This window comes from Tritonibacter multivorans (assembly GCF_001458415.1).
Classification (GTDB): Bacteria; Pseudomonadota; Alphaproteobacteria; order Rhodobacterales; family Rhodobacteraceae; genus Epibacterium; species Epibacterium multivorans.
Genome location: NZ_CYSD01000043.1, coordinates 115,176 through 133,152 on the forward strand (window position 1 = coordinate 115,176; position 17,977 = coordinate 133,152).

Below are 17,977 nucleotides of genomic sequence, written 5' to 3' on the forward strand. Positions count from 1 at the left end.
GCGGTGCAGACGTCCTTTCGAACGGCTTTTGCGCTGGCCTGCGCGCTGTGTGCTTCGGCACCTGGCGCGCAGGAGCGCGGCACTGGCTTTGGCGCAGCTGTCCAATTGGCGCAATCCATTGGCAGCGAGGGGCTCAGCAATGGGCTTGGTCTGCCAAACAGCCTCGTTCTAACGCTTGAACCCGAGCGGTTCTTTGCGGAAAGCGATTTTGGCCGCCGGGTGGCGGAAGATCTTCAGGCCCGCAGCGCGGTGCTCACTGCGGAAAACCGCCGGATCGAGGCAGAGCTGCGCGCAGAAGAAAAAGATCTGGCGGATCGGCGGGCCTTTACGGAACCGCAGGCCTTTCGGGCGTTGGCGCAGGCCTTTGACGAAAAAGTTCAGAATACGCGCACGACGCAGAATCAAAAATTTCGTGAAATCAGTGGATTAGAAGATAAAGCGCGGGTTGAGTTTCGCGAAATTTCGCGCCCCGTTCTGGAACAGATCATGCGCGAAGTGGGGGCGGCTGTGATCCTTGAACGCGGCTCGGTTCTGCTCAGCGCCAGCTCGATCGATGTCACAGACCTTGCGATCGCGCGCATCAATGCAATGTTTGGCGAAGGCAGTCGACAATCCCCGCAATCCGGCAGCGGTCTGGAGCAGAACGCGGGCGAATAATCGCCATGGGCAGGATGCAGCCGCAACTTGCCCCGGCGACACGGCCTTGCTAGGAGTGGGAAAAACTCTTGCAAGACGGATACACCAATGACCGCCGAAGCCACCACCGATCTGAAATCCGCAGATATTCAGCTGATCCAACGCATTCTGCCCCACCGCTACCCGTTCCTGCTGGTAGACAAAGTGGTCGATATCGACGGCTATAAAACCGGTCGTGGCATCAAGAATGTCACCATGAACGAACCCCACTTCCAAGGCCACTTCCCGGGTACCCCAATCATGCCGGGTGTCACCATTGTCGAAGCCATGGCGCAGACCTCTGGGGTCATTCTTGGTGTGGGCATGGATATGGTCGACACGGACATGCTGATCTATTTCATGAGCATCGACAAATGCAAATTCCGCCGCAAAGTGGTGCCGGGTGACGTGTTGGAAATGAATGTCGAGGTTTTGCGCGGTAAGCCGGGCGGCAAGATCTTTAAATTCTTTGGCCGTGCCACTGTTGATGGTGAGGTCGCAGCCGAGGCCGAGTTTACCGCAATGGTCGACCGCAGCGGAGAGGCAGGCTGATGAGCACCATCCACCCCAGCGCCATTATTGAAGAGGGCGCACAGATCGGCGAGGGCTGTATCATTGGCCCCTTCTGCATTGTCGGCGCTGAGGTGGTGCTGGGCGACCGCGTGGAGCTGAAATCTCATGTGGTCGTCACCGGTAACACCGAAATCGGCGAAGAGACCGTGGTCTTTTCCTTCTCGGTTCTGGGCGAGATCCCGCAGGATCTGAAGTTCAAAGGCGAAAAATGCCGCACCGTGATCGGCAAACGCAACCGCATCCGTGAACATGTGACCGTGAATGCGGGCACCGAAGGTGGCGGCGGCGTGACCAAGATCGGCGATGATGGTCTGTTCATGGCAGGCTGTCACATTGCTCATGACGCGCAGGTCGGCGACCGGGTGATCGTGGTGAACTCTGCCGCTGTGGCGGGGCACTGCGTGCTCGAAGATGATGTGATCATTGGTGGCCTTTCGGGCATTCACCAGTGGGTCCGCATCGGCCGTGGTGCGATCATTGGCGCGGTGACGATGGTGACCAATGACGTCATTCCCTATGGCCTTGTTCAGGCGTCTCGCGGAGAGCTGGACGGTCTGAACCTTGTTGGGCTCAAACGCCGGGGTGTGGCCCGCAAGGACATTACCGCGTTGCGCGCCGCGTTTCAGATGTTGGCGCAGGGCGAAGGGACGTTCTCGGAACGGGCCAAACGTCTGGGCGATGAGACCGAAAGCGAATACGTGCAGGAAATCGTCGCTTTCATCACCGGTGAAAGCGATCGCCACTTCCTGACCCCCGGCAGCTAAGAGGGCCGTATCATGATTGCACTTCTGGCAGGGCGCGGCGCGCTTCCGGCCGAAATCCTCGCGCGGCTGCCAGAGCGGCCGCTGATCTGCGCGATGGAAGGCTCTGAACCCACCCATGTGGAGGCTGAGGTCACTTTTCGCCTTGAAAAGCTAGGCTCGTTTCTGGAGCGCCTCTCCAAAAGCGAGGTGACAGAGATATGCCTTGCGGGCGCTGTGACACGTCCCAGAATCGACCCGACGGCGATTGATGCGGCAACCCTGCCGCTGATCCCCGCGTTGCAGGGCGCAATTGCGGCGGGGGATGACGGCGCGCTGCGTGCAGTGATGGGTATCTTTGAAAACGCGGGCATCACGGTGCGGGCGGCTCACGAGATCGCCCCGGATCTGCTTATGGAAGCGGGCGTGCCGACCAAAATCCAACCCGGCGAAATCGACAAGGCTGACGCCCGTCGCGGCGCAGAGATTGTGGCCGCCATGGCTGCGGCGGACATTGGCCAGGCCTGCGCCGTGCGCGCGGGACAGGCGATTGCGGTCGAAGGCATCTTTGGCACCGATTTCATGCTGGGCACGTTGGCCACACGCCCTGATGGGCAGGGTGGTCTGCTGTTCAAGGCTCCGAAACCCGGACAGGACCGCCGTGCCGATCTGCCGACCATTGGCCCGGCCACGGTTGAAGCCGTCGCCAAAGCGGGCTTAAGCGGTCTGGTGCTGGAAGCGGGGGGCGTGATTGTCCTGTCGCGGGACGAGGTCATCGCCGCCTGTGACGCCCACGGCTTGTTCCTGTGGCTGCGTCCAGCATGACCCCGGCGGCGCGCCCTTTGCGCGTTTTTATCCTCGCCGGTGAACTTTCGGGCGACCGGTTGGGGGGGGCGCTGATGGCTGGGCTCAACCAATTGGCTCTGGGGGTGATCTATCAGGGGGTCGGCGGCCCCTTGATGCAGGCGCAGGGCCTGACGTCGCAATTCCCGATGGATGAGCTGTCGGTTATGGGCATTGCCGAAGTGCTACCCAAATATTTCCACCTTAAACGCCGCATTCGCGAAGTTGCAGATGCGGTGCTGGATATGAAGCCCGATGTTCTGATCACCATCGACAGCCCGGATTTTTCCCTGCGTGTGGCCAAACTGGTCAAAGAGGCCAGCACCATTCGCACCGTGCACTATGTGGCGCCCTCGGTCTGGGCGTGGCGGCCCGGGCGCGCCAAGAAGATGGCGCAGCATATTGACCACGTTCTTGCCATTCTGCCCTTTGAGCCGCCCTATATGGAGGCTGAAGGCATGGACTGTGACTTTGTGGGGCACCCGGTTGCAATGGAGCCTGTGGCCAGCGCCGCAGAGATTGCGCAGTTTCGAGCCGAGGTGGGCCTGGGCGATGCGCCTTATGTGGTGGCCCTTCCGGGCTCGCGCCGGTCAGAGGTCGGTAAACTGGCGCCGGTTTTCGGGCCAGCCCTCAAGGCGTATCTGACACAGGTGCCAGAGGCACGCGTGGTCCTGCCCGCGGCGGGCCCTGTTGCGGCGACAGTGCGCGATCAGATGGACGACTGGCCCGAAGGTACCATCGTACTGGATCCCAGCGACATGTCGGCCGAGGCCGCGCTGGCGCGCAAGCGCGCGGCCTTTGCAGGTGCAGAGCTCGCGCTGGCCGCGTCGGGCACCGTGTCATTGGAACTTGCCGCCGCCAAGACGCCGATGGTCGTGGCTTATACGTTTAACTGGCTCACATGGCAGATCATGAAGCGCATGGCGCTGATCGACACAGTGACGCTGGTCAATCTGGTTAGCGACACGCGGGTGGTGCCGGAATGTCTGGGTCCAGACTGTACGCCGGACAACATCGTTAATGCGCTGTTGGATCTGCGCGCGAATCCGGAGGCCCAGGCCGAGGCAATGGCGCTGACAATGCAAAGATTGGGGCAGGGCGGCCAAGAACCGGGGCTGCGGGCTGCACAGGCGGTGATTGACCGTCTGTAATTGCACTTACTTTGGGCGCGAAAATGCAGAAAATTTGAAAGAAACCCGCAGCATTCACCATGCTGCGGGTTTCTTTTTGGGGGTTAGTAGCCGCGCCAGATCCAGCCGCCGCCAAAGATTCGGCTGCCTTCAGGCGCATAGAACACGCAGGCCTGACCGGGCGAGACGCCTTCTTCCGGGGTCAGAAGCTCGACCTCGGCTTCGGTGGGTGAGATCGGGCGAATGATCGCTTCGCGCGGCGGGCGGGTCGACCGCACCTTGACCTTCAGATGCCATTCCTCGCGCGAGGTGAAGGGCTCATCGCCCAGCCAGTTGATCTCGCGGACGGGGATCTTGCGGGTGGCCAGCATCTCTTTGGGGCCGACCACAACCTGCTTGTTGTCCACGTCCAGCTTGACCACATAAAGCGGCTCGCTGAGGCCCCCGATGCCAAGGCCTCGGCGCTGACCGATGGTATAGTGGATCACCCCCTCATGCGCGCCCAAAACGCGGCCGTCTGCGTGTACAATATGACCGGGCTCTGCTGCACCCGGGCGCAGTTTTTCGATCACGGCGGCATAGTTGCCGTCGGGCACAAAGCAGATGTCCTGGCTGTCGGGCTTGTCGGCAACCGCCAAACCATACTGCGCCGCCATCTCGCGGGTGGCGTCCTTGGAAGGGAGGTGTCCCAGGGGAAATCTAAGAAAATCAAGCTGTTCCGGGGTGGTGGAGAACAGGAAATAGCTTTGGTCGCGGTTTGCGTCCTCGGCAGAATGCAGCTCCGGTCCATGGTCCCCCATCATCCGCTGGATGTAGTGGCCGGTCGCCATACAGTCCGCTTCAAGATCCTTTGCGGTTTCCAGCAGGTCCTTGAATTTCACCCGCTCATTGCAGCGGATGCAGGGCACCGGCGTGGCCCCACCAAGGTAACTGTCGGCAAACTCGTCGATCACCGCGTCCTTAAAGATGTTCTCATAGTCGAGCACATAATGCGGGAAACCCCGCTCTTCGGCGACGCGCCGGGCATCATGAATGTCGATCCCCGCACAGCAGGCCCCTTTCTTGGCCAGGGCTGCCCCGTGGTCATAGAGTTGCAGGGTGACCCCCACCACGTCATAGCCCTGGTCCGCCAGATAGGCGGCCACAACAGAGCTGTCGACGCCGCCGGACATGGCGACGACCACACGGGTCTCGGATGGGGGCTTGGCAAAGCCAAGCGAATTCAAAGGCGCTTCATTCACTGGGGTCTTGGTGTCCAGTGCCATGGCGGTCTCCTGACTTTGGTTTGGGCGCGGGAAAGCATCGGAGAATATAGGAAAATTCGAACTATTCTCAAGGGGGGCATTTCACCTCCCATTAAGGCTAACGGCACATTCTCCTTTCAGAACGAAAAATACGCATACCCACAAGGATATAGCGATGTACTTGAAGAAAGTGGACGGTCCGCGCGCTGTGACCCTGCCGGATGGAACTGTGATGACCCGGGCGGATCTGCCGCCGCAAAACACGCGCCGGTGGGTCGCGTCGCGGAAAGCCGCCGTGGTGCGCGGTGTTTTGTACGGGTTGATTCCTCAGGGTGAGGCGTTGAAAATGTATGGCCTTAGCGAAGAAGAATTTCGCAGCTGGATCGCGGCGGTCGCGGATCACGGCGAAGATGCTTTAAAAACAACGCGTTTAAAAGACTATCGCAAGACGTAAGCGAAAAATCTTCCGGTCATCTTGTCGTCATTTCAAAAATTAACGAACATGGTAACGGGACATTAACCTTTTCAATTCAAGGTTAACGCAACCTAAGGGAAACAGTTTACAGGCGGAGACCCAAACATGCGCATTCTTCTGGTCGAGGATGATCCCACGACAGCCAAGAGCATCGAGCTGATGCTGACCCACGCGAACCTCAACGTGTATTCGACCGATCTCGGCGAAGAGGGGATCGATCTGGCGAAGCTTTATGATTACGATCTGATCCTTCTTGACCTTGGCCTGCCGGACATGAACGGCCACGAGGTTCTGCGCCAGCTGCGCATGTCGCGCATTGAAACCCCGATTCTGATCCTCTCCGGTGCTGATGATACCGAAAACAAGATCAAGGGCTTTGGCTTTGGCGCCGATGACTACCTGACCAAACCCTTCCACCGCGAAGAGCTGGTTGCCCGTATTCACGCCATCATTCGTCGCTCCAAAGGCCATTCGCAGTCGATCATCAACACCGGCAAGATCTCGGTGAACCTTGATGCGAAAACCGTCGAAGTGGACAGCAAGACCGTGCATCTGACCGGCAAGGAATACCAGATGCTGGAGCTTCTTTCCTTGCGCAAGGGCACCACGCTCACCAAGGAAATGTTCCTCAACCACCTCTATGGTGGCATGGATGAACCGGAACTGAAAATCATCGACGTGTTTATCTGTAAGCTGCGCAAGAAGCTGTCCACGGCGACCGGCGGTGAAAACTACATCGAAACTGTTTGGGGGCGCGGTTATGTTCTGCGTGACCCGCAGGAAGAAATGGGCGGCGACGAAGCCCGCATGGCGGTTGGCGCATAAACCAGCTTTCGCCCCCAATGGTTACCTGAGCAGTTAACCATAAGCGGCTGAAACCATAATAAATAATGCCCTCGCAACGCGATTTTTCGCGTGGCGGGGGCTTTTGCACGATCTGCCCTCTGGACCTTGACGGGGTGGCGCACTATCACCCATTAAAAAGGCTTAAGCTGTGGGGATAGGAGCGACAATGTCGGAACTGGATCTGGACAATCTGGACGAAGCCACCGCGCGCACGCTTTTGGCAGACATCGGCACGCAGCTTGAAGCTGCGGATTTGGCGTATCATCAGGCCGATGCCCCTGTCCTCACCGACGCTGCTTACGATCAGCTGAAAAAGAATTACAAAGCGATCGTTGCGAAGTTCCCGTCTCTTCAGGATGTTGCGGATCGACTGGATAAAGTTGGAGCGCCTGCGGCCTCGGGGTTTGGGAAAATCACGCATGCCGTGCGCATGATGTCGCTGGGAAATGCGTTTGAAGACGATGATGTCAGCGATTTTGTGCGCGGCATCTGCAAATATCTGGGTCTTGCAAACGCAAATGATCTGGCATTTACCGCCGAACCCAAAATTGACGGGCTGTCTTTGTCCTTGCGCTACGAAAACGGGCAGCTTGTCCAGGCTGCGACCCGTGGCGACGGTGCCGTTGGGGAAAATGTAACCGCAAATGCGCTGACCATCTCGGATATTCCACAGCACATCGCGGATGCGCCCGAAATTCTCGAGGTGCGCGGTGAAGTCTACATGGCTCATGCGGATTTTGCGGCCCTGAACGCGCGCCAAGAGGCGCGAGGCGGGAAATTGTTTGCCAACCCGCGAAATGCGGCCGCAGGGTCCTTGCGGCAGCTTGATCCGGAAATCACCCGGTCGCGCCCTTTGCGATTTTACGCCTATAGCTGGGGGGAATTGTCAGCACCGATTGCAGAAACCCAGTTTGAGGCGGTCGAACAGTTCAAACGTTTCGGTTTTGCGACGAACCCTTTGACCGCCAAATGCCATTCGGTCGCAGAGTTGATAGCGCATTATCGCAGCATCGAGGCGCAACGCGCAGAGCTTGGCTACGACATTGATGGCGTTGTCTACAAAGTCGATGCGCTGGACCTTCAAAACCGGCTTGGCTTCCGGTCGACAACGCCGCGGTGGGCAATTGCGCATAAATTCCCCGCCGAACTGGCCTGGACGCGGCTGGAGGGGATCGACATTCAGGTGGGGCGCACAGGGGCATTGTCACCCGTCGCGCGCTTGCATCCGGTGACCGTTGGCGGGGTGGTTGTGTCCAACGCGACGCTGCACAACGAGGACTACATTCGCGGTTTTGACTCCAAGGGCGGGTCAATCCGCGACGGGAAAGACATTCGCGTGGGCGACTGGGTGCAGATATATCGCGCGGGGGATGTTATCCCCAAAGTCGCCGATGTGGACTTGAGCAAGCGCCCGGCGGATGCGGCTGAATATGACTTTCCCACCAGTTGCCCCGTTTGCGGCAGTCCGGCGTTGCGCGAGGAAGGTGACGCGGTGCGTCGCTGTACGGGGGGGCTGATTTGTGACGCACAGGCCGTCGAAAAGCTGCGGCACTTTGTGTCGCGCGCGGCCTTTGATATCGAAGGCATGGGCGCAAAACAGGTGGAGCAGTTTCACGCTGATGGTTGGGTCAAAGAGCCTGCGGATATCTTTACGCTGGAAGAGCGCTTTGGAAGCGGGATGCAGCAGCTTAAAAACCGGGAAGGCTGGGGCGAAAAATCGGCCAATGCCTTGTTTGCAGCGATCCGCACAAAATCCCGTATAGAGCTCGGTAGAGTGATCTTTGCTTTGGGAATTCGCAATGTCGGTGAGGTGGCTGCCAAGGATCTCGCTTTGCATTTTCAGACGTGGGATCGGCTGTCTGAGGTGGTTGATCTTGCGTTTTTAGCGGCGGCCGCATTTCGCAAATCGGATGAGGCTGAATCCGCAGAGCGCATTGCAGCCATGCAAGGAAGCCGCCGGGCGCGTGTCTCTGAAGTTCGGAAATCCGCATTGGCCGAAGCCGCGGTTCCGGCCGAGTCCCAGGCCGCTTGGGACGCGCTTGTAGAGCTTGACGGACTGGGGCCTGTTCTTGCGTTGTCCTTGTCCGATGCTCTGTCCAATCCGGAAGAACGCGCAGCGATTGACCGTTTGATCGCGCATCTGACAATCCTCAGCCCGGAAGCCCCTGTTTCTGAAAGCGTGGTGTCCGGAAAAACCGTTGTTTTCACAGGAACTTTGCTGCGATTGAAACGGGCAGAGGCCAAAAAGCAGGCCGAGGCTTTGGGCGCGAAAGTCGCCGGATCTGTGTCGAAGAAAACCGATATTCTTATCGCCGGCGAAGGGGCGGGGTCCAAAGCCGCAAAAGCCGCGGAGCTTGGTGTGGAAATCATCGATGAAGACAGCTGGCTGGCGCTGATTGGCCAAGGATGAGCGGGCGCCCCGAAGTTCTTTTCCCGCTTTTTGCGGATCTTGAAACCCTGCAGGGTGTAGGGCCAAAAACGGCTGCTAATTTTGCGCAGATGCAGATCGCAGCTCCGGTTGATTTGCTCTTCACTTTGCCCCATGGACTTGTGGATCGGCGGCGGCGCGAGAGCATTCGCGGCGCTGATTTTCCTTCGGTTCTGACGGTCGAGGTGACCGTTGGTCGTCATCAGCCCGCGCGCAATCGTGGGGGCGCCTATCGTATTCACGTCAGCGACTCCGAAACCGAGTTCCAATTGGTTTTTTTCCACGGACGCAGTCGTTACCTCGAGGCGCAATTGCCGGAAGGCAGCCGACGCGTGGTTTCTGGAAAGGTTGAGCTGTTCGATGGAATTGCCCAGATGGTGCATCCCGATCACATGGTTCCCGTCTCAGAAGCTATTGATATTCCAGAGTTTGAGCCGGTCTACCCCCTGACACAGGGGATCACGCAGCGGACCATGTTCAAAGCGGCGCAAAGTGCTTTGCAACAGACACCTGTGTTGGAAGAATGGGCCGACCCGGCGTTGCTGCAACAGAAAGGCTGGCCCAGTTGGGACGCGGCGATTGCCGGTGTGCACAGGCCCAGCAGCCAGGATGCGGTGGCCACCACTGACCCGAACCGGGCGCGATTGGCCTATGATGAATTGTTCGCGCATCAACTGACGTTGGCCATTGCACGGTCGGTAGAGCGGAACAATCCTGGACGTAGATCGACTGCTACGGGAAAACTGCAAAGCAGAACCTTGAAATCCCTCCCGTACAAGCCCACAAATGCACAGGCTCGGGCCATTGAGGAAATCACGCAGGACATGGGCTCTGACCGGCGCATGAACCGACTTTTGCAAGGCGACGTGGGCGCGGGCAAGACGCTGGTGGCCTTTATGTCGCTGCTGGTCGCGGTCGAGGCGGGTGGGCAGGGCGTGCTTATGGCGCCGACAGAAATCCTTGCACAGCAACACCTTGAAGGGCTTCAGCCGCTGGCCGAGGACGCCGGTGTGGTGATTGCCTTGTTGACGGGGCGGGATAAGGGCAAAGAACGTCAGTCCAAGCTCCAGGCGCTTGCGCGGGGTGATATTCACATTCTGCTCGGCACGCATGCGGTGTTTCAGCCGGATGTGGTGTTTTCGGATCTGCGGCTGGTGGTTGTAGATGAACAGCACCGGTTTGGGGTGCGTCAGCGGATGGAGCTGGCGGAAAAAGGCGACAAGGCGGATGTTCTGGTGATGACCGCGACGCCGATCCCGCGGTCTCTTGCTTTGGCGCAATACGGCGATATGGATGTGTCCATCCTCGATGAAAAGCCGCCTGGGCGCAAACCGATCCGCACTGCGATTGTCAGTACGGACCGTCTGGCCGAAGTTGTCGGCCACCTCCAAAAGGCCATTGCGGAGGGGAAGCAGTGCTATTGGGTGTGCCCGCTTGTGGGGGAGTCTGAGGTATCGGACCTCACCGCAGCGGAAGAACGGTTCAAACAGCTGCGTGCGGTTCTGGGCGAGGGCGTTGTTGGACTTGTGCACGGGCAAATGCCGCCGTCAGACAAAGACGCCGCCATGCAGGCGTTCCAGGACGGCAAAACCAGCGTGCTGGTGGCAACAACCGTGATTGAGGTTGGCGTCAACGTGCCCAATGCGACGATCATGGTGATTGAGCGCGCTGAAATTTTTGGGCTGGCACAGCTGCACCAGCTGCGGGGGCGGGTGGGGCGCGGCAGCGCGGCCAGCACCTGTCTTCTGATGTATCAACCACCGCTGTCCGAGGGGGGGCAGCGGCGGCTCGAGGTTCTGCGCGAAACTGAAGATGGGTTTCAGATCTCAGAGACCGATTTGCAGATGCGCGGGGCTGGCGATGTGATCGGCACGGCGCAATCCGGTTTGCCGCGCTTTAAAGTGGCGGATCTGGAACGTCAGGCAGATCTTATGGCCATTGCTCAAACCGATGCGCGCGCCCTGTTGGAACGCGATCCGGCGCTGAACAGCCCGCGCGGCAAGGCGGCGCGTGTTCTCCTTTGGTTGTTGCGGCGGGATGAGGCAATCCGTTTGATTTCAGTGGGTTAATCACGTTCCGCACAAGTGTTCTCAATTTTGTTCGCAAATGTTCCTAAAAAGTTCTTTACTCGAATCGGGGTAAATGAGAACAAATAGGCAACAAGCGGCACAGCCGCCCGACAGAGCAGAGGAGAGAGAGTATGGTGGCCCAGATCAAATCGACCGTTCGCAATGCACAATCCACATTGCTGCAGGATATTGCCGGCGCTGCTGCGCTGGTGGTGATGCTTGTCGTGGCGCTGCATTTGCCGAGCCTTGTGTAAACAAAGTCGACGGCACGGCGTCTTTGGCATGCCGATATGCCTGCGATGGCCCTTTGCGGCTGCTAATTGATTTTCTTCATTAGTTTCTTGGTTCTTCGCGTTTTCATGCCGGGCGCGCCCTGCCTATGTCCCAAAGGGATCTTCCGCCCGTGGATCCCGCATCAGTCATGCTGATGTTGGCGCGACCCGGGTCCCGCATGAAGTCGCTGCACTGCCGCCGCCATCTGCCCGGATGCGCGGCGGCTTTTTTTACTGGATCTTATAGGCCAGCCGCAGGCCACCCCAATGGCGTCCTTCCACTTTGATTGGGGCGGAAAGGTCTTTCATCAGGACAAATTCGCCGCCCCCCATATCGCGTCGGTAGACCTGCAACAGGAAGGCACCGGTGCTGCGCCCGGCCTTTAGGCCGACACGGTCATCAAAGATCCGCCGGTTGCGGCAATTGGCCATGTTCCACACTGGATCAGCCGAGGGGGGGTGCGAAAATTTCTTGTTATGCGTCGGCAGATAGCCATTTGTGTCAACGGCGGCGCTGAACACCACGCGCGGGTCAAGATCGAGGGCTTTTTCCAAAATCTCTGGTAGCAGCCGATCCGTAAGCGGGGTGAATTTTGCCATGAGCTGCTGTGGATCGGTGCCGCCAATGGGTTTGTATTTGCGGTCGAACAGATCATCCCGGCTGATCGCGCCTTCCGCGACGGCCTGCGAAAATCTTTCGCTGATTTCCTGAGCAGAGGCGATTACATGGTCGATGAACTTCCCATCCGAAGAACGGCCCCCCAAAGCCACCGTGCCCTGAACCAGTTGCTCTGACACGCTGATCAGCTGCTCCACCCGTTCATGTGTCGCGTGGATGCCGGTGCTGGTCTCATCGACGGAGGCGCCAATGGCGCCGATGTCGGTTTGAAAGGCCTCAACCGTGCCCTGAACACTCTGCGCCTCGCTGCCGATTTCGGTATTGCGGCTGGCGACCTGCTGCATATGTGTTTCAATGTCAGCCAGTGCCCGATCCGTGTCCTGGGATTGCTCCAGAACGGTTTTGGCGGTTGCGGCGACTTCAAAGGACTGTGTTTGCAACCCTTCGATCCAATCGGCCAAAGTATTGATATTGCCGCTGATCTGTTCGGCTGCGGTCTGGGTGCGCAGGGCCAGTTCGTTGATGGCCTCTGCCACGACCGCAAAGCCACGCCCGGCCGCGCCGGCGCGGGCGGCTTCGATTTTGGCATTGATGGCGAGGATGTTCACTTGCGACGCGATAGAAGAAATCTGCGCATTGTCGGATCGCATGGCTGTGACCGCGTCGGTGACGGCCTCGGTCCGTCCGCTCAGGTCATTGACCCATTCCGCCATTTCCGTGGTGCTTTGACTGCCGCTGCGCACCGATTGCGCAGAGTGTTCCACAGAGGTGATCATCTGCGTCACCGCGTCAGAAACCTCCGAGACGGTCTGCATCATGCGCCCGTTTGACTCGACCACTTTGGTGGCGCCCTGTTTCAATGCGTTAAGATTGGTTTTCTGCGTTTCGGCCTTGGTCTCAAGATCATCCAGAAACCCAGCGACATCCGCAATCTCGAAGCCAAGCTGGGAAGACAGCTTGGCAATGTCATTCAGGCCGTCTTCCTGTGCCAGGGTTTCGGCGGGCACAGTGTCGGAAAAGTCGTGACGGGCGTGCATTTGGGCTCCACTCTTTACTTCTACCCATCAGGGTGGAGCCTAAAGTTTTACATTCAATTAAGCGCAATTTGCCTGTTTTGCGGTCTCAACGGCCTCAACCGTGGCGTCCAGCGCCAGCAGGATGGAGGCATGGCGATTGCGGAATTCCCGTGCGGGCGACAGCACTTCGAGCCCGTCAAAAGGGGCATCCGGGGTCGGGCCATCTGCGGTGAGCATGGCTTTCAGCTGGTCGCGGGCCGTGGACAGTTCTTCCAGTGATCGGCCAATAACTGCACCGCCCACAACCGACGCCGCCGCCTGACCCAGCGCGCAGGCCTTCACGTCCTGCCCAAACTGCGCCACGCGCCCGTCGTCCAGAACCACATCCACCGTCACTGTTGACCCGCACAGGGGCGACCGGCGTTTTACTGTGGCATCCGGGCTGTCCAGCCGCGCCTGATGGGGGATGTCCGCAGCGAGCCCCAGAATTTTTGTCGAATAGAGCTTGATCAGGTCGGTTTCGCCAGACATATCCGGTCCCTCAGGGTTTTTCTTTCTTGCCGTTCCCCTTACATAGGGCGCGAGATGAAAGAGCAAAAGGTCTTTGCTATGGAAAACGCCACGAAATTCGATGTGTCCTCGTTGAAGTATAACGAAGCAGGATTGGTGCCTTGCATCGCGCAGGATCACAAAAGCGGCGAGATCCTGATGATGGCCTGGATGAATGCCGAAAGCATCGAAAAGACTCTGGAAACAGGCGAGGTCACCTATTGGTCGCGGTCTCGTCAGGCGTTTTGGGTCAAGGGCAAGACCTCGGGCCACGTGCAGCACCTTGTGGATTTCCGCGTCGATTGCGACCGCGACGCGCTGCTGGCGCTGGTCACGCAAAAGGGCCCTGCCTGCCACACCAACCGCCGCAGCTGTTTCTACACGGCCGTGCGCGCCGGTGATGAGGTCGAGCTGATGAAGCCGATGGTCTGATCAGGTTAGACCGACCATTTCACGAATGTCTTTGGGGCTTGCGCCGTCGTCGCGGAATTTGGCAATGGCGCGGGCGTCGTCACGTTTGGCCAGCCGTTTGCCTGCCTCGTCCCGGATCAGCGGATGGTGATGGTAGACGGGTGTCGGCAGCGCCAGCAATTTTTGCAGCAGCACATGAACTTGCGTGGCCTCAAACAGATCCGCGCCGCGGGTGACGTGGGTGATCCCTTGGTCGGCATCATCGACCACGACGCTCAGATGGTACGAGCTGCCCATATTGCGGCGCACCAGAATAATGTCGCCGACCTCGGTCAAAAGTTGCTCAGCTGAAATTTCATAACGACCTGCAAGCCCTTCACCTTCCTCGGTAAAGTTTACTTTTCCCACCTGCGTGAGGGCCTTCTCGAGGTTGAGGCGGATAACATCGTTTGCCCCCGGTTCTTCGCCTTTGCGTCCCCGACAGGTGCCGGGATAGATCCGCCCATCGGGGCCAAACTGCGGCACGCCTTCCTGCGGTGCGCCAGCGGCGGCCTCAATATCCGCGCGATTGCAGCGGCAAGGGTAGGTCAGCCCCATCTCGGTCAGCTGAGCCAGCGCTGATCTGTATCGCGACAGCCGGTCTGATTGCCGCATCACGGGCGTCGGCCAGCTCAGCCCCAGCCACGCCAGATCCTCGTAAATCTGCGCTTCCCACTCTGGGCGGGCACGCGACTGGTCAATGTCCTCGATCCGCAGCAGAAACTGGCCGCCGGCACGTGCGGCAAGGCTCTGTGCCAGCAATGCAGAATAGGCGTGCCCCAAATGCAGGGGACCGGTCGGTGAAGGGGCAAATCTGGTGGTGAATGTCACGCTTTTTCAATCACATAGACTTCGGATTTCAGGTCCGCACCGGGCAGGTGCGCGCCATAGTCCTTAAATAGCAACCGCGCCGCCCCACAATCAAGCCACTCATTGATGGCTTGGGTATAGGCCGGGTCTGCAAGCGCATGATCATTCAGGGAAAAAGCAAACAGCCCACCGCGCGGAAGGGCTTTCATAATCGTCGAAAAGGTTTCCGGCGGCGCGGCCCCGGTGCTGAGCACGCCGCAGCCGACAATGACCGGATAGGCGCCATCGGTCAGCGGCTTGTTGATGTTCAGCGGCGTGAGCGTGCGATAGGCCTCTTTGGCCTTGGCCTGGGCCAGCATCTCGGGCGAGGGATCCGTGCCATCCACGGTCTCAAATCCCACCGCGCGCAGCGCCAGACCGCTCAGCCCGGTGCCGCAGCCAAAATCCAGAATGTCCAGAAAAGGATCAGGGTATTGCGCCCAAAGCGCCGCTGCAATGCGGCCGGGCGTGGCATAGCCATTGTCGCCCACTTCGGCATCATAGCTTTCGGCCCAGGCGTTATAATGCGCCAGAAGATCCTCGGGCGTGGTCAGCCCATAGGTCTTGTTCAGGAATTTTTTGGTCATGGCCCAAGCCTAGCGGGCCATGACCGGATGCGTCAATTAAAGTGCGCGAGCCAGGCCGACCACTCGGCTTTTGCGCGGTCGGTATAGGCTTTGTAGCGGTCCTTGCGGCCGCGGCGTCCCCCCTTGAGGCCATCCACCGGGCGGAACAGGCCAAAGTTCACATTCATCGGCTGGAAGGTTTTCGCCTCCGCACCGCCGGTGATGTGGTGGATCAGGGCGCCCATGGCGCTGTCTTGCGGCACGTCGGGGATCTCTTTGCCCAGCATCTCAGCCGCCGCCATCCGGCCGGCCAGCAGCCCCATCGCGGCACTTTCCACATATCCCTCAACACCCGTCACTTGCCCGGCAAACCGAATATGCGGTTTCGACTTCAGGCGCATTTGATTGTCCAGAAGTGTGGGGGAGTTCAGGAAGGTGTTGCGGTGAATGCCGCCAAGGCGGGCAAATTGGGCATTTTCAAGGCCGGGGATCATCCGGAAAACCTCGGTTTGGGCGCCGTATTTCATCTTGGTCTGGAAACCTACGATATTGAACAGCGTTCCCAGCGCATTGTCGCGGCGCAGCTGCACCACGGCCCAGGCTTTTTCGTCAAGTTTATGCGGATTGGTCAGGCCCACGGGTTTCATCGGGCCATGGCGCAGGGTTTCACGACCACGTTCTGCCATCACCTCGATCGGAAGGCAGCCGTCAAAGTAACCTGCGGTTTCGCCTTCGTGGAACTCGGTCTTATCCGCGGCCAGAAGCGCGTCGATGAAAGCCTCGTATTGGTCCTTGGTCATCGGACAGTTGAGGTAAGCGGTGCGCTCTTCCTCGGTTTCGCCCTTGTCATAGCGCGACTGCATCCACGCCTGCGACATGTCGATGCTGTCGGCATAGACGATGGGGGCGATGGCATCAAAAAACGCCAGACGCTCTGCGCCGGTTTCCGCCTGAATGGCTTCCCCCAGCGCCGGAGAGGTCAGCGGGCCGGTGGCAAAGATCCAGTGGCCATCCTCGGGCAGGTCAGTGATTTCTTCATAAGAAACAGTGACATTGGGCAAGGATTTCAACTTCGCGGTCACAGTTTCCGCAAACGGGTCCCGGTCCACAGCCAGCGCGCCACCTGCGGGCAGGCGGTGTTCTGCAGCGGTGTTCATAATAATGCCATCTGCGGCGCGCATTTCCCAATGCAACAGGCCAACAGCGTTCTGTTCGTCATCATCCGAGCGGAAGGAGTTCGAGCACACCATCTCGGCCAGATTGCCGGTCTGGTGGGCAAAGGTTTCCACCTTGGGGCGCATTTCGTGGATCACCACATCAACACCCATTTTGGCCGCCTGCCAGGCGGCCTCCGCACCGGCCATGCCGCCGCCAACAATATGAAGCTTTTTATCCATGCGCTGCACATAGGGCAGGGCGCGCATGCGCGCAACATTTCACAGGCCGATTAAGGGGGATTGAGGGGATATTTTCGGGCCGCAGCGTCAAGGATTGTCAGAACCGGTGAGAGAGATCCGGTAGGAGGGACGATCCGACTGCCGCAGCCCGTAAATGTGGCCGCCGTATGGCGTGCCCCACTTTTGCCATGGTCTTGCCCATATTCATAGCCTCAATATGGAAACAATAAATCGCGAGTGGTAAACAAAGCCTGAATTTTCCTAAAATTCTCAGGGTTTTTTTACGGATCCTCCTGTTTAAGCCATCGCAAAAGCCGCGACGTCCTCGTTGCCACCCCGTCTCTAACTTGGGCAAACTGGTCAAAATTGCGCAGGAGGGGCCGTAAATGGAACTGAAGCTAACGGGTGCAGATTTAACGACCTACCTGGCCGAGGTCTTTCCACAGATCGACGGTCAATTCGTTATTGAGTCGCTTGATCCTGGGGGTGTTCGGATGCGGATGCGGGTGCAAGAGCAGCATTTGCGTCCCGGCGGAACGGTGTCGGGGCCGTCGATGTTCGGGCTCGCTGATGTGACTGTCTATGCCCTGGTGCTGGGGCATCTGGGGCGCGAGGCGCTGGCGGTGACCACCAATGCAAGCTTTGACTTCATGCGCAAGCCGGAGGGCGGGCGTGATCTGATCGCAGAGGGGCGCCTGCTTAAACTTGGGCGCAGCCTGGCGGTGGGTGATGTGCTGATCTATTCTGAAGGCGGCGCGGCGCCGGTTGCGCGCTCAACCATGACCTATTCGATCCCGCCGAAACGGTGATCTTGGTCTGAACAGTGGCGCTGAAAAAGGGCCGGGTGCAGGACCCGGCCATAAAGTTGGTTCTGGAAACCGGGGATATCAGGGTTTCCAGAACGGAAGAGAGGCTTCGATGTGGGCTTCCTTGGCGGTCACCCCGATGTCCCGGAGCTGTTCCGGGCTGAGCTCTGCAAGCGCGCGGCGCGACCGTTTTCGCGCGGACCATTTCGTCACCAGTACCGCAACGCTGATCGCCATCTGTGCGGCAACCGGCAGAACCGGCTGGCTGGTCAGATAGGTCAGGTTCGAAGGCGGGGTACGGAGTACATTGGTCATGGTCTTGCTCACTTAATGTCTAAGGTCTGAGAAATCTCTGTGCATGTTGCTTTGTGTGTTTTGTATTGATACAATGCGGTTGCATTGATGCAATTCATGTACTAATTTTGTTACG

General features: G+C 58.9%; 19 protein-coding genes. 12 read left to right on the forward strand and 7 right to left on the reverse strand.

Features of this window, described 5'->3' with window-relative positions; all coding sequences use genetic code 11:
* The first annotated feature begins 3 nt into the window (after positions 1-3).
* The 5 genes from TRM7557_RS18645 (at position 4) to lpxB (ending at position 3,982) form a co-directional block, all read left to right on the forward strand.
* The gene (locus tag TRM7557_RS18645; RefSeq protein ID WP_235811515.1) at positions 4-657 is read left to right on the forward strand and encodes an OmpH/Skp family outer membrane protein; all 654 of its coding nucleotides are present in this window, start codon (positions 4-6) and stop codon (positions 655-657) included.
* 87 nt (positions 658-744) lie between these two features.
* A complete protein-coding gene (gene fabZ, locus TRM7557_RS18650; protein ID WP_058291738.1) occupies positions 745-1,227 on the forward strand; it encodes a 3-hydroxyacyl-ACP dehydratase FabZ in 483 nt (160 codons plus the stop codon).
* Positions 1,227-2,012, forward strand: a complete 786-nt coding sequence (gene lpxA / locus TRM7557_RS18655; protein WP_058291739.1) for an acyl-ACP--UDP-N-acetylglucosamine O-acyltransferase — start codon at positions 1,227-1,229, stop codon at positions 2,010-2,012. The genes fabZ and lpxA overlap by 1 nt, the downstream gene beginning before the upstream one ends.
* Before the next feature lie 12 nt (positions 2,013-2,024).
* Entirely contained in the window at positions 2,025-2,813 is a 789-nt protein-coding gene (locus TRM7557_RS18660; protein ID WP_058291740.1) for an LpxI family protein, read from the forward strand.
* Positions 2,810-3,982 carry a lipid-A-disaccharide synthase gene (gene lpxB, locus TRM7557_RS18665; RefSeq protein WP_058291741.1) on the forward strand — a complete coding sequence of 391 codons (1,173 nt, stop codon included), beginning with the start codon at positions 2,810-2,812 and terminating at the stop codon, positions 3,980-3,982. The genes TRM7557_RS18660 and lpxB overlap by 4 nt, the downstream gene beginning before the upstream one ends.
* Before the next feature lie 83 nt (positions 3,983-4,065).
* Here lpxB and mnmA read toward each other — a convergent pair whose 3' ends face one another.
* Complete coding sequence (gene mnmA, locus TRM7557_RS18670; RefSeq protein ID WP_058291742.1) at positions 4,066-5,226, reverse strand: tRNA 2-thiouridine(34) synthase MnmA; 1,161 nt, start codon at positions 5,224-5,226, stop codon at positions 4,066-4,068.
* Between the two features lie 154 nt (positions 5,227-5,380).
* Here mnmA and sciP point away from each other — a divergent pair, with 154 nt between their 5' ends.
* The 5 genes from sciP to TRM7557_RS20400 all read left to right on the forward strand — a co-directional run bounded on the left by sciP (position 5,381) and on the right by TRM7557_RS20400 (position 11,277).
* Positions 5,381-5,659, forward strand: a complete 279-nt coding sequence (gene sciP / locus TRM7557_RS18675; RefSeq protein ID WP_058291743.1) for a CtrA inhibitor SciP — start codon at positions 5,381-5,383, stop codon at positions 5,657-5,659.
* Between the two features lie 126 nt (positions 5,660-5,785).
* Complete coding sequence (ctrA, locus tag TRM7557_RS18680) at positions 5,786-6,505, forward strand: response regulator transcription factor CtrA (protein WP_058291744.1); 720 nt, start codon at positions 5,786-5,788, stop codon at positions 6,503-6,505.
* Positions 6,506-6,692: 187 nt separating this feature from the next.
* A complete protein-coding gene (gene ligA / locus TRM7557_RS18685; protein ID WP_058291745.1) occupies positions 6,693-8,936 on the forward strand; it encodes an NAD-dependent DNA ligase LigA in 2,244 nt (747 codons plus the stop codon).
* Complete coding sequence (gene recG, locus TRM7557_RS18690; RefSeq protein WP_058291746.1) at positions 8,933-11,023, forward strand: ATP-dependent DNA helicase RecG; 2,091 nt, start codon at positions 8,933-8,935, stop codon at positions 11,021-11,023. The genes ligA and recG overlap by 4 nt, the downstream gene beginning before the upstream one ends.
* A gap of 131 nt (positions 11,024-11,154) precedes the next feature.
* Positions 11,155-11,277, forward strand: a complete 123-nt coding sequence (locus TRM7557_RS20400) for a hypothetical protein (protein WP_268873728.1) — start codon at positions 11,155-11,157, stop codon at positions 11,275-11,277.
* A 249-nt stretch (positions 11,278-11,526) separates the two neighbouring features.
* On the opposite strand, the gene TRM7557_RS18695 is transcribed toward TRM7557_RS20400, so the two are convergent.
* Entirely contained in the window at positions 11,527-12,951 is a 1,425-nt protein-coding gene (locus TRM7557_RS18695; RefSeq protein ID WP_058291747.1) for a methyl-accepting chemotaxis protein, read from the reverse strand.
* A 57-nt stretch (positions 12,952-13,008) separates the two neighbouring features.
* Positions 13,009-13,461 carry an iron-sulfur cluster assembly scaffold protein gene (locus TRM7557_RS18700; RefSeq protein WP_058291748.1) on the reverse strand — a complete coding sequence of 151 codons (453 nt, stop codon included), beginning with the start codon at positions 13,459-13,461 and terminating at the stop codon, positions 13,009-13,011.
* A 54-nt stretch (positions 13,462-13,515) separates the two neighbouring features.
* On the opposite strand from TRM7557_RS18700, the gene hisI reads away from it, so the two are divergent.
* On the forward strand, positions 13,516-13,911 hold the full coding sequence (gene hisI / locus TRM7557_RS18705) for a phosphoribosyl-AMP cyclohydrolase (RefSeq protein ID WP_058291749.1): 396 nt from the start codon (positions 13,516-13,518) through the stop codon (positions 13,909-13,911).
* On the opposite strand, the gene gluQRS is transcribed toward hisI, so the two are convergent.
* Genes gluQRS through trmFO form a run of 3 tightly spaced genes read right to left on the reverse strand, consistent with a single transcriptional unit; the run spans position 13,912 to position 16,741 of the window.
* The gene (gene gluQRS / locus TRM7557_RS18710; RefSeq protein ID WP_058291750.1) at positions 13,912-14,760 is read right to left on the reverse strand and encodes a tRNA glutamyl-Q(34) synthetase GluQRS; all 849 of its coding nucleotides are present in this window, start codon (positions 14,758-14,760) and stop codon (positions 13,912-13,914) included. It abuts the gene before it with no gap.
* On the reverse strand, positions 14,757-15,365 hold the full coding sequence (locus TRM7557_RS18715; protein ID WP_058291751.1) for a class I SAM-dependent DNA methyltransferase: 609 nt from the start codon (positions 15,363-15,365) through the stop codon (positions 14,757-14,759). The genes gluQRS and TRM7557_RS18715 overlap by 4 nt, the downstream gene beginning before the upstream one ends.
* A 32-nt stretch (positions 15,366-15,397) precedes the next feature.
* The gene (gene trmFO, locus TRM7557_RS18720) at positions 15,398-16,741 is read right to left on the reverse strand and encodes a methylenetetrahydrofolate--tRNA-(uracil(54)-C(5))-methyltransferase (FADH(2)-oxidizing) TrmFO (protein WP_058291899.1); all 1,344 of its coding nucleotides are present in this window, start codon (positions 16,739-16,741) and stop codon (positions 15,398-15,400) included.
* A 386-nt stretch (positions 16,742-17,127) separates the two neighbouring features.
* On the opposite strand from trmFO, the gene TRM7557_RS18725 reads away from it, so the two are divergent.
* A complete protein-coding gene (locus TRM7557_RS18725; protein ID WP_058291752.1) occupies positions 17,128-17,550 on the forward strand; it encodes a PaaI family thioesterase in 423 nt (140 codons plus the stop codon).
* 78 nt (positions 17,551-17,628) lie between these two features.
* On the opposite strand, the gene TRM7557_RS18730 is transcribed toward TRM7557_RS18725, so the two are convergent.
* Entirely contained in the window at positions 17,629-17,862 is a 234-nt protein-coding gene (locus tag TRM7557_RS18730) for a DUF1127 domain-containing protein (protein ID WP_058291753.1), read from the reverse strand.
* Positions 17,863-17,977 lie beyond the last annotated feature (115 nt).

What these genes read in the sequence shown, in the direction of transcription:
- TRM7557_RS18730 (WP_058291753.1), bottom strand. Translation starts at nt 17,862, where the DNA reads ATGACCAATGTACTCCGTACCCCGCCTTCGAACCTGACCTATCTGACC.
- TRM7557_RS20400 (WP_268873728.1), top strand. Translation starts at nt 11,155, where the DNA reads ATGGTGGCCCAGATCAAATCGACCGTTCGCAATGCACAATCCACATTG.
- TRM7557_RS18725 (WP_058291752.1), top strand. Translation starts at nt 17,128, where the DNA reads ATGGAACTGAAGCTAACGGGTGCAGATTTAACGACCTACCTGGCCGAG.
- sciP (WP_058291743.1), top strand. Translation starts at nt 5,381, where the DNA reads ATGTACTTGAAGAAAGTGGACGGTCCGCGCGCTGTGACCCTGCCGGAT.
- TRM7557_RS18700 (WP_058291748.1), bottom strand. Translation starts at nt 13,461, where the DNA reads ATGTCTGGCGAAACCGACCTGATCAAGCTCTATTCGACAAAAATTCTG.
- recG (WP_058291746.1), top strand. Translation starts at nt 8,933, where the DNA reads ATGAGCGGGCGCCCCGAAGTTCTTTTCCCGCTTTTTGCGGATCTTGAA.
- TRM7557_RS18695 (WP_058291747.1), bottom strand. Translation starts at nt 12,951, where the DNA reads ATGCACGCCCGTCACGACTTTTCCGACACTGTGCCCGCCGAAACCCTG.
- TRM7557_RS18660 (WP_058291740.1), top strand. Translation starts at nt 2,025, where the DNA reads ATGATTGCACTTCTGGCAGGGCGCGGCGCGCTTCCGGCCGAAATCCTC.
- mnmA (WP_058291742.1), bottom strand. Translation starts at nt 5,226, where the DNA reads ATGGCACTGGACACCAAGACCCCAGTGAATGAAGCGCCTTTGAATTCG.
- TRM7557_RS18715 (WP_058291751.1), bottom strand. Translation starts at nt 15,365, where the DNA reads ATGACCAAAAAATTCCTGAACAAGACCTATGGGCTGACCACGCCCGAG.
- fabZ (WP_058291738.1), top strand. Translation starts at nt 745, where the DNA reads ATGACCGCCGAAGCCACCACCGATCTGAAATCCGCAGATATTCAGCTG.
- lpxB (WP_058291741.1), top strand. Translation starts at nt 2,810, where the DNA reads ATGACCCCGGCGGCGCGCCCTTTGCGCGTTTTTATCCTCGCCGGTGAA.
- ctrA (WP_058291744.1), top strand. Translation starts at nt 5,786, where the DNA reads ATGCGCATTCTTCTGGTCGAGGATGATCCCACGACAGCCAAGAGCATC.
- lpxA (WP_058291739.1), top strand. Translation starts at nt 1,227, where the DNA reads ATGAGCACCATCCACCCCAGCGCCATTATTGAAGAGGGCGCACAGATC.
- hisI (WP_058291749.1), top strand. Translation starts at nt 13,516, where the DNA reads ATGAAAGAGCAAAAGGTCTTTGCTATGGAAAACGCCACGAAATTCGAT.
- trmFO (WP_058291899.1), bottom strand. Translation starts at nt 16,741, where the DNA reads ATGGATAAAAAGCTTCATATTGTTGGCGGCGGCATGGCCGGTGCGGAG.
- ligA (WP_058291745.1), top strand. Translation starts at nt 6,693, where the DNA reads ATGTCGGAACTGGATCTGGACAATCTGGACGAAGCCACCGCGCGCACG.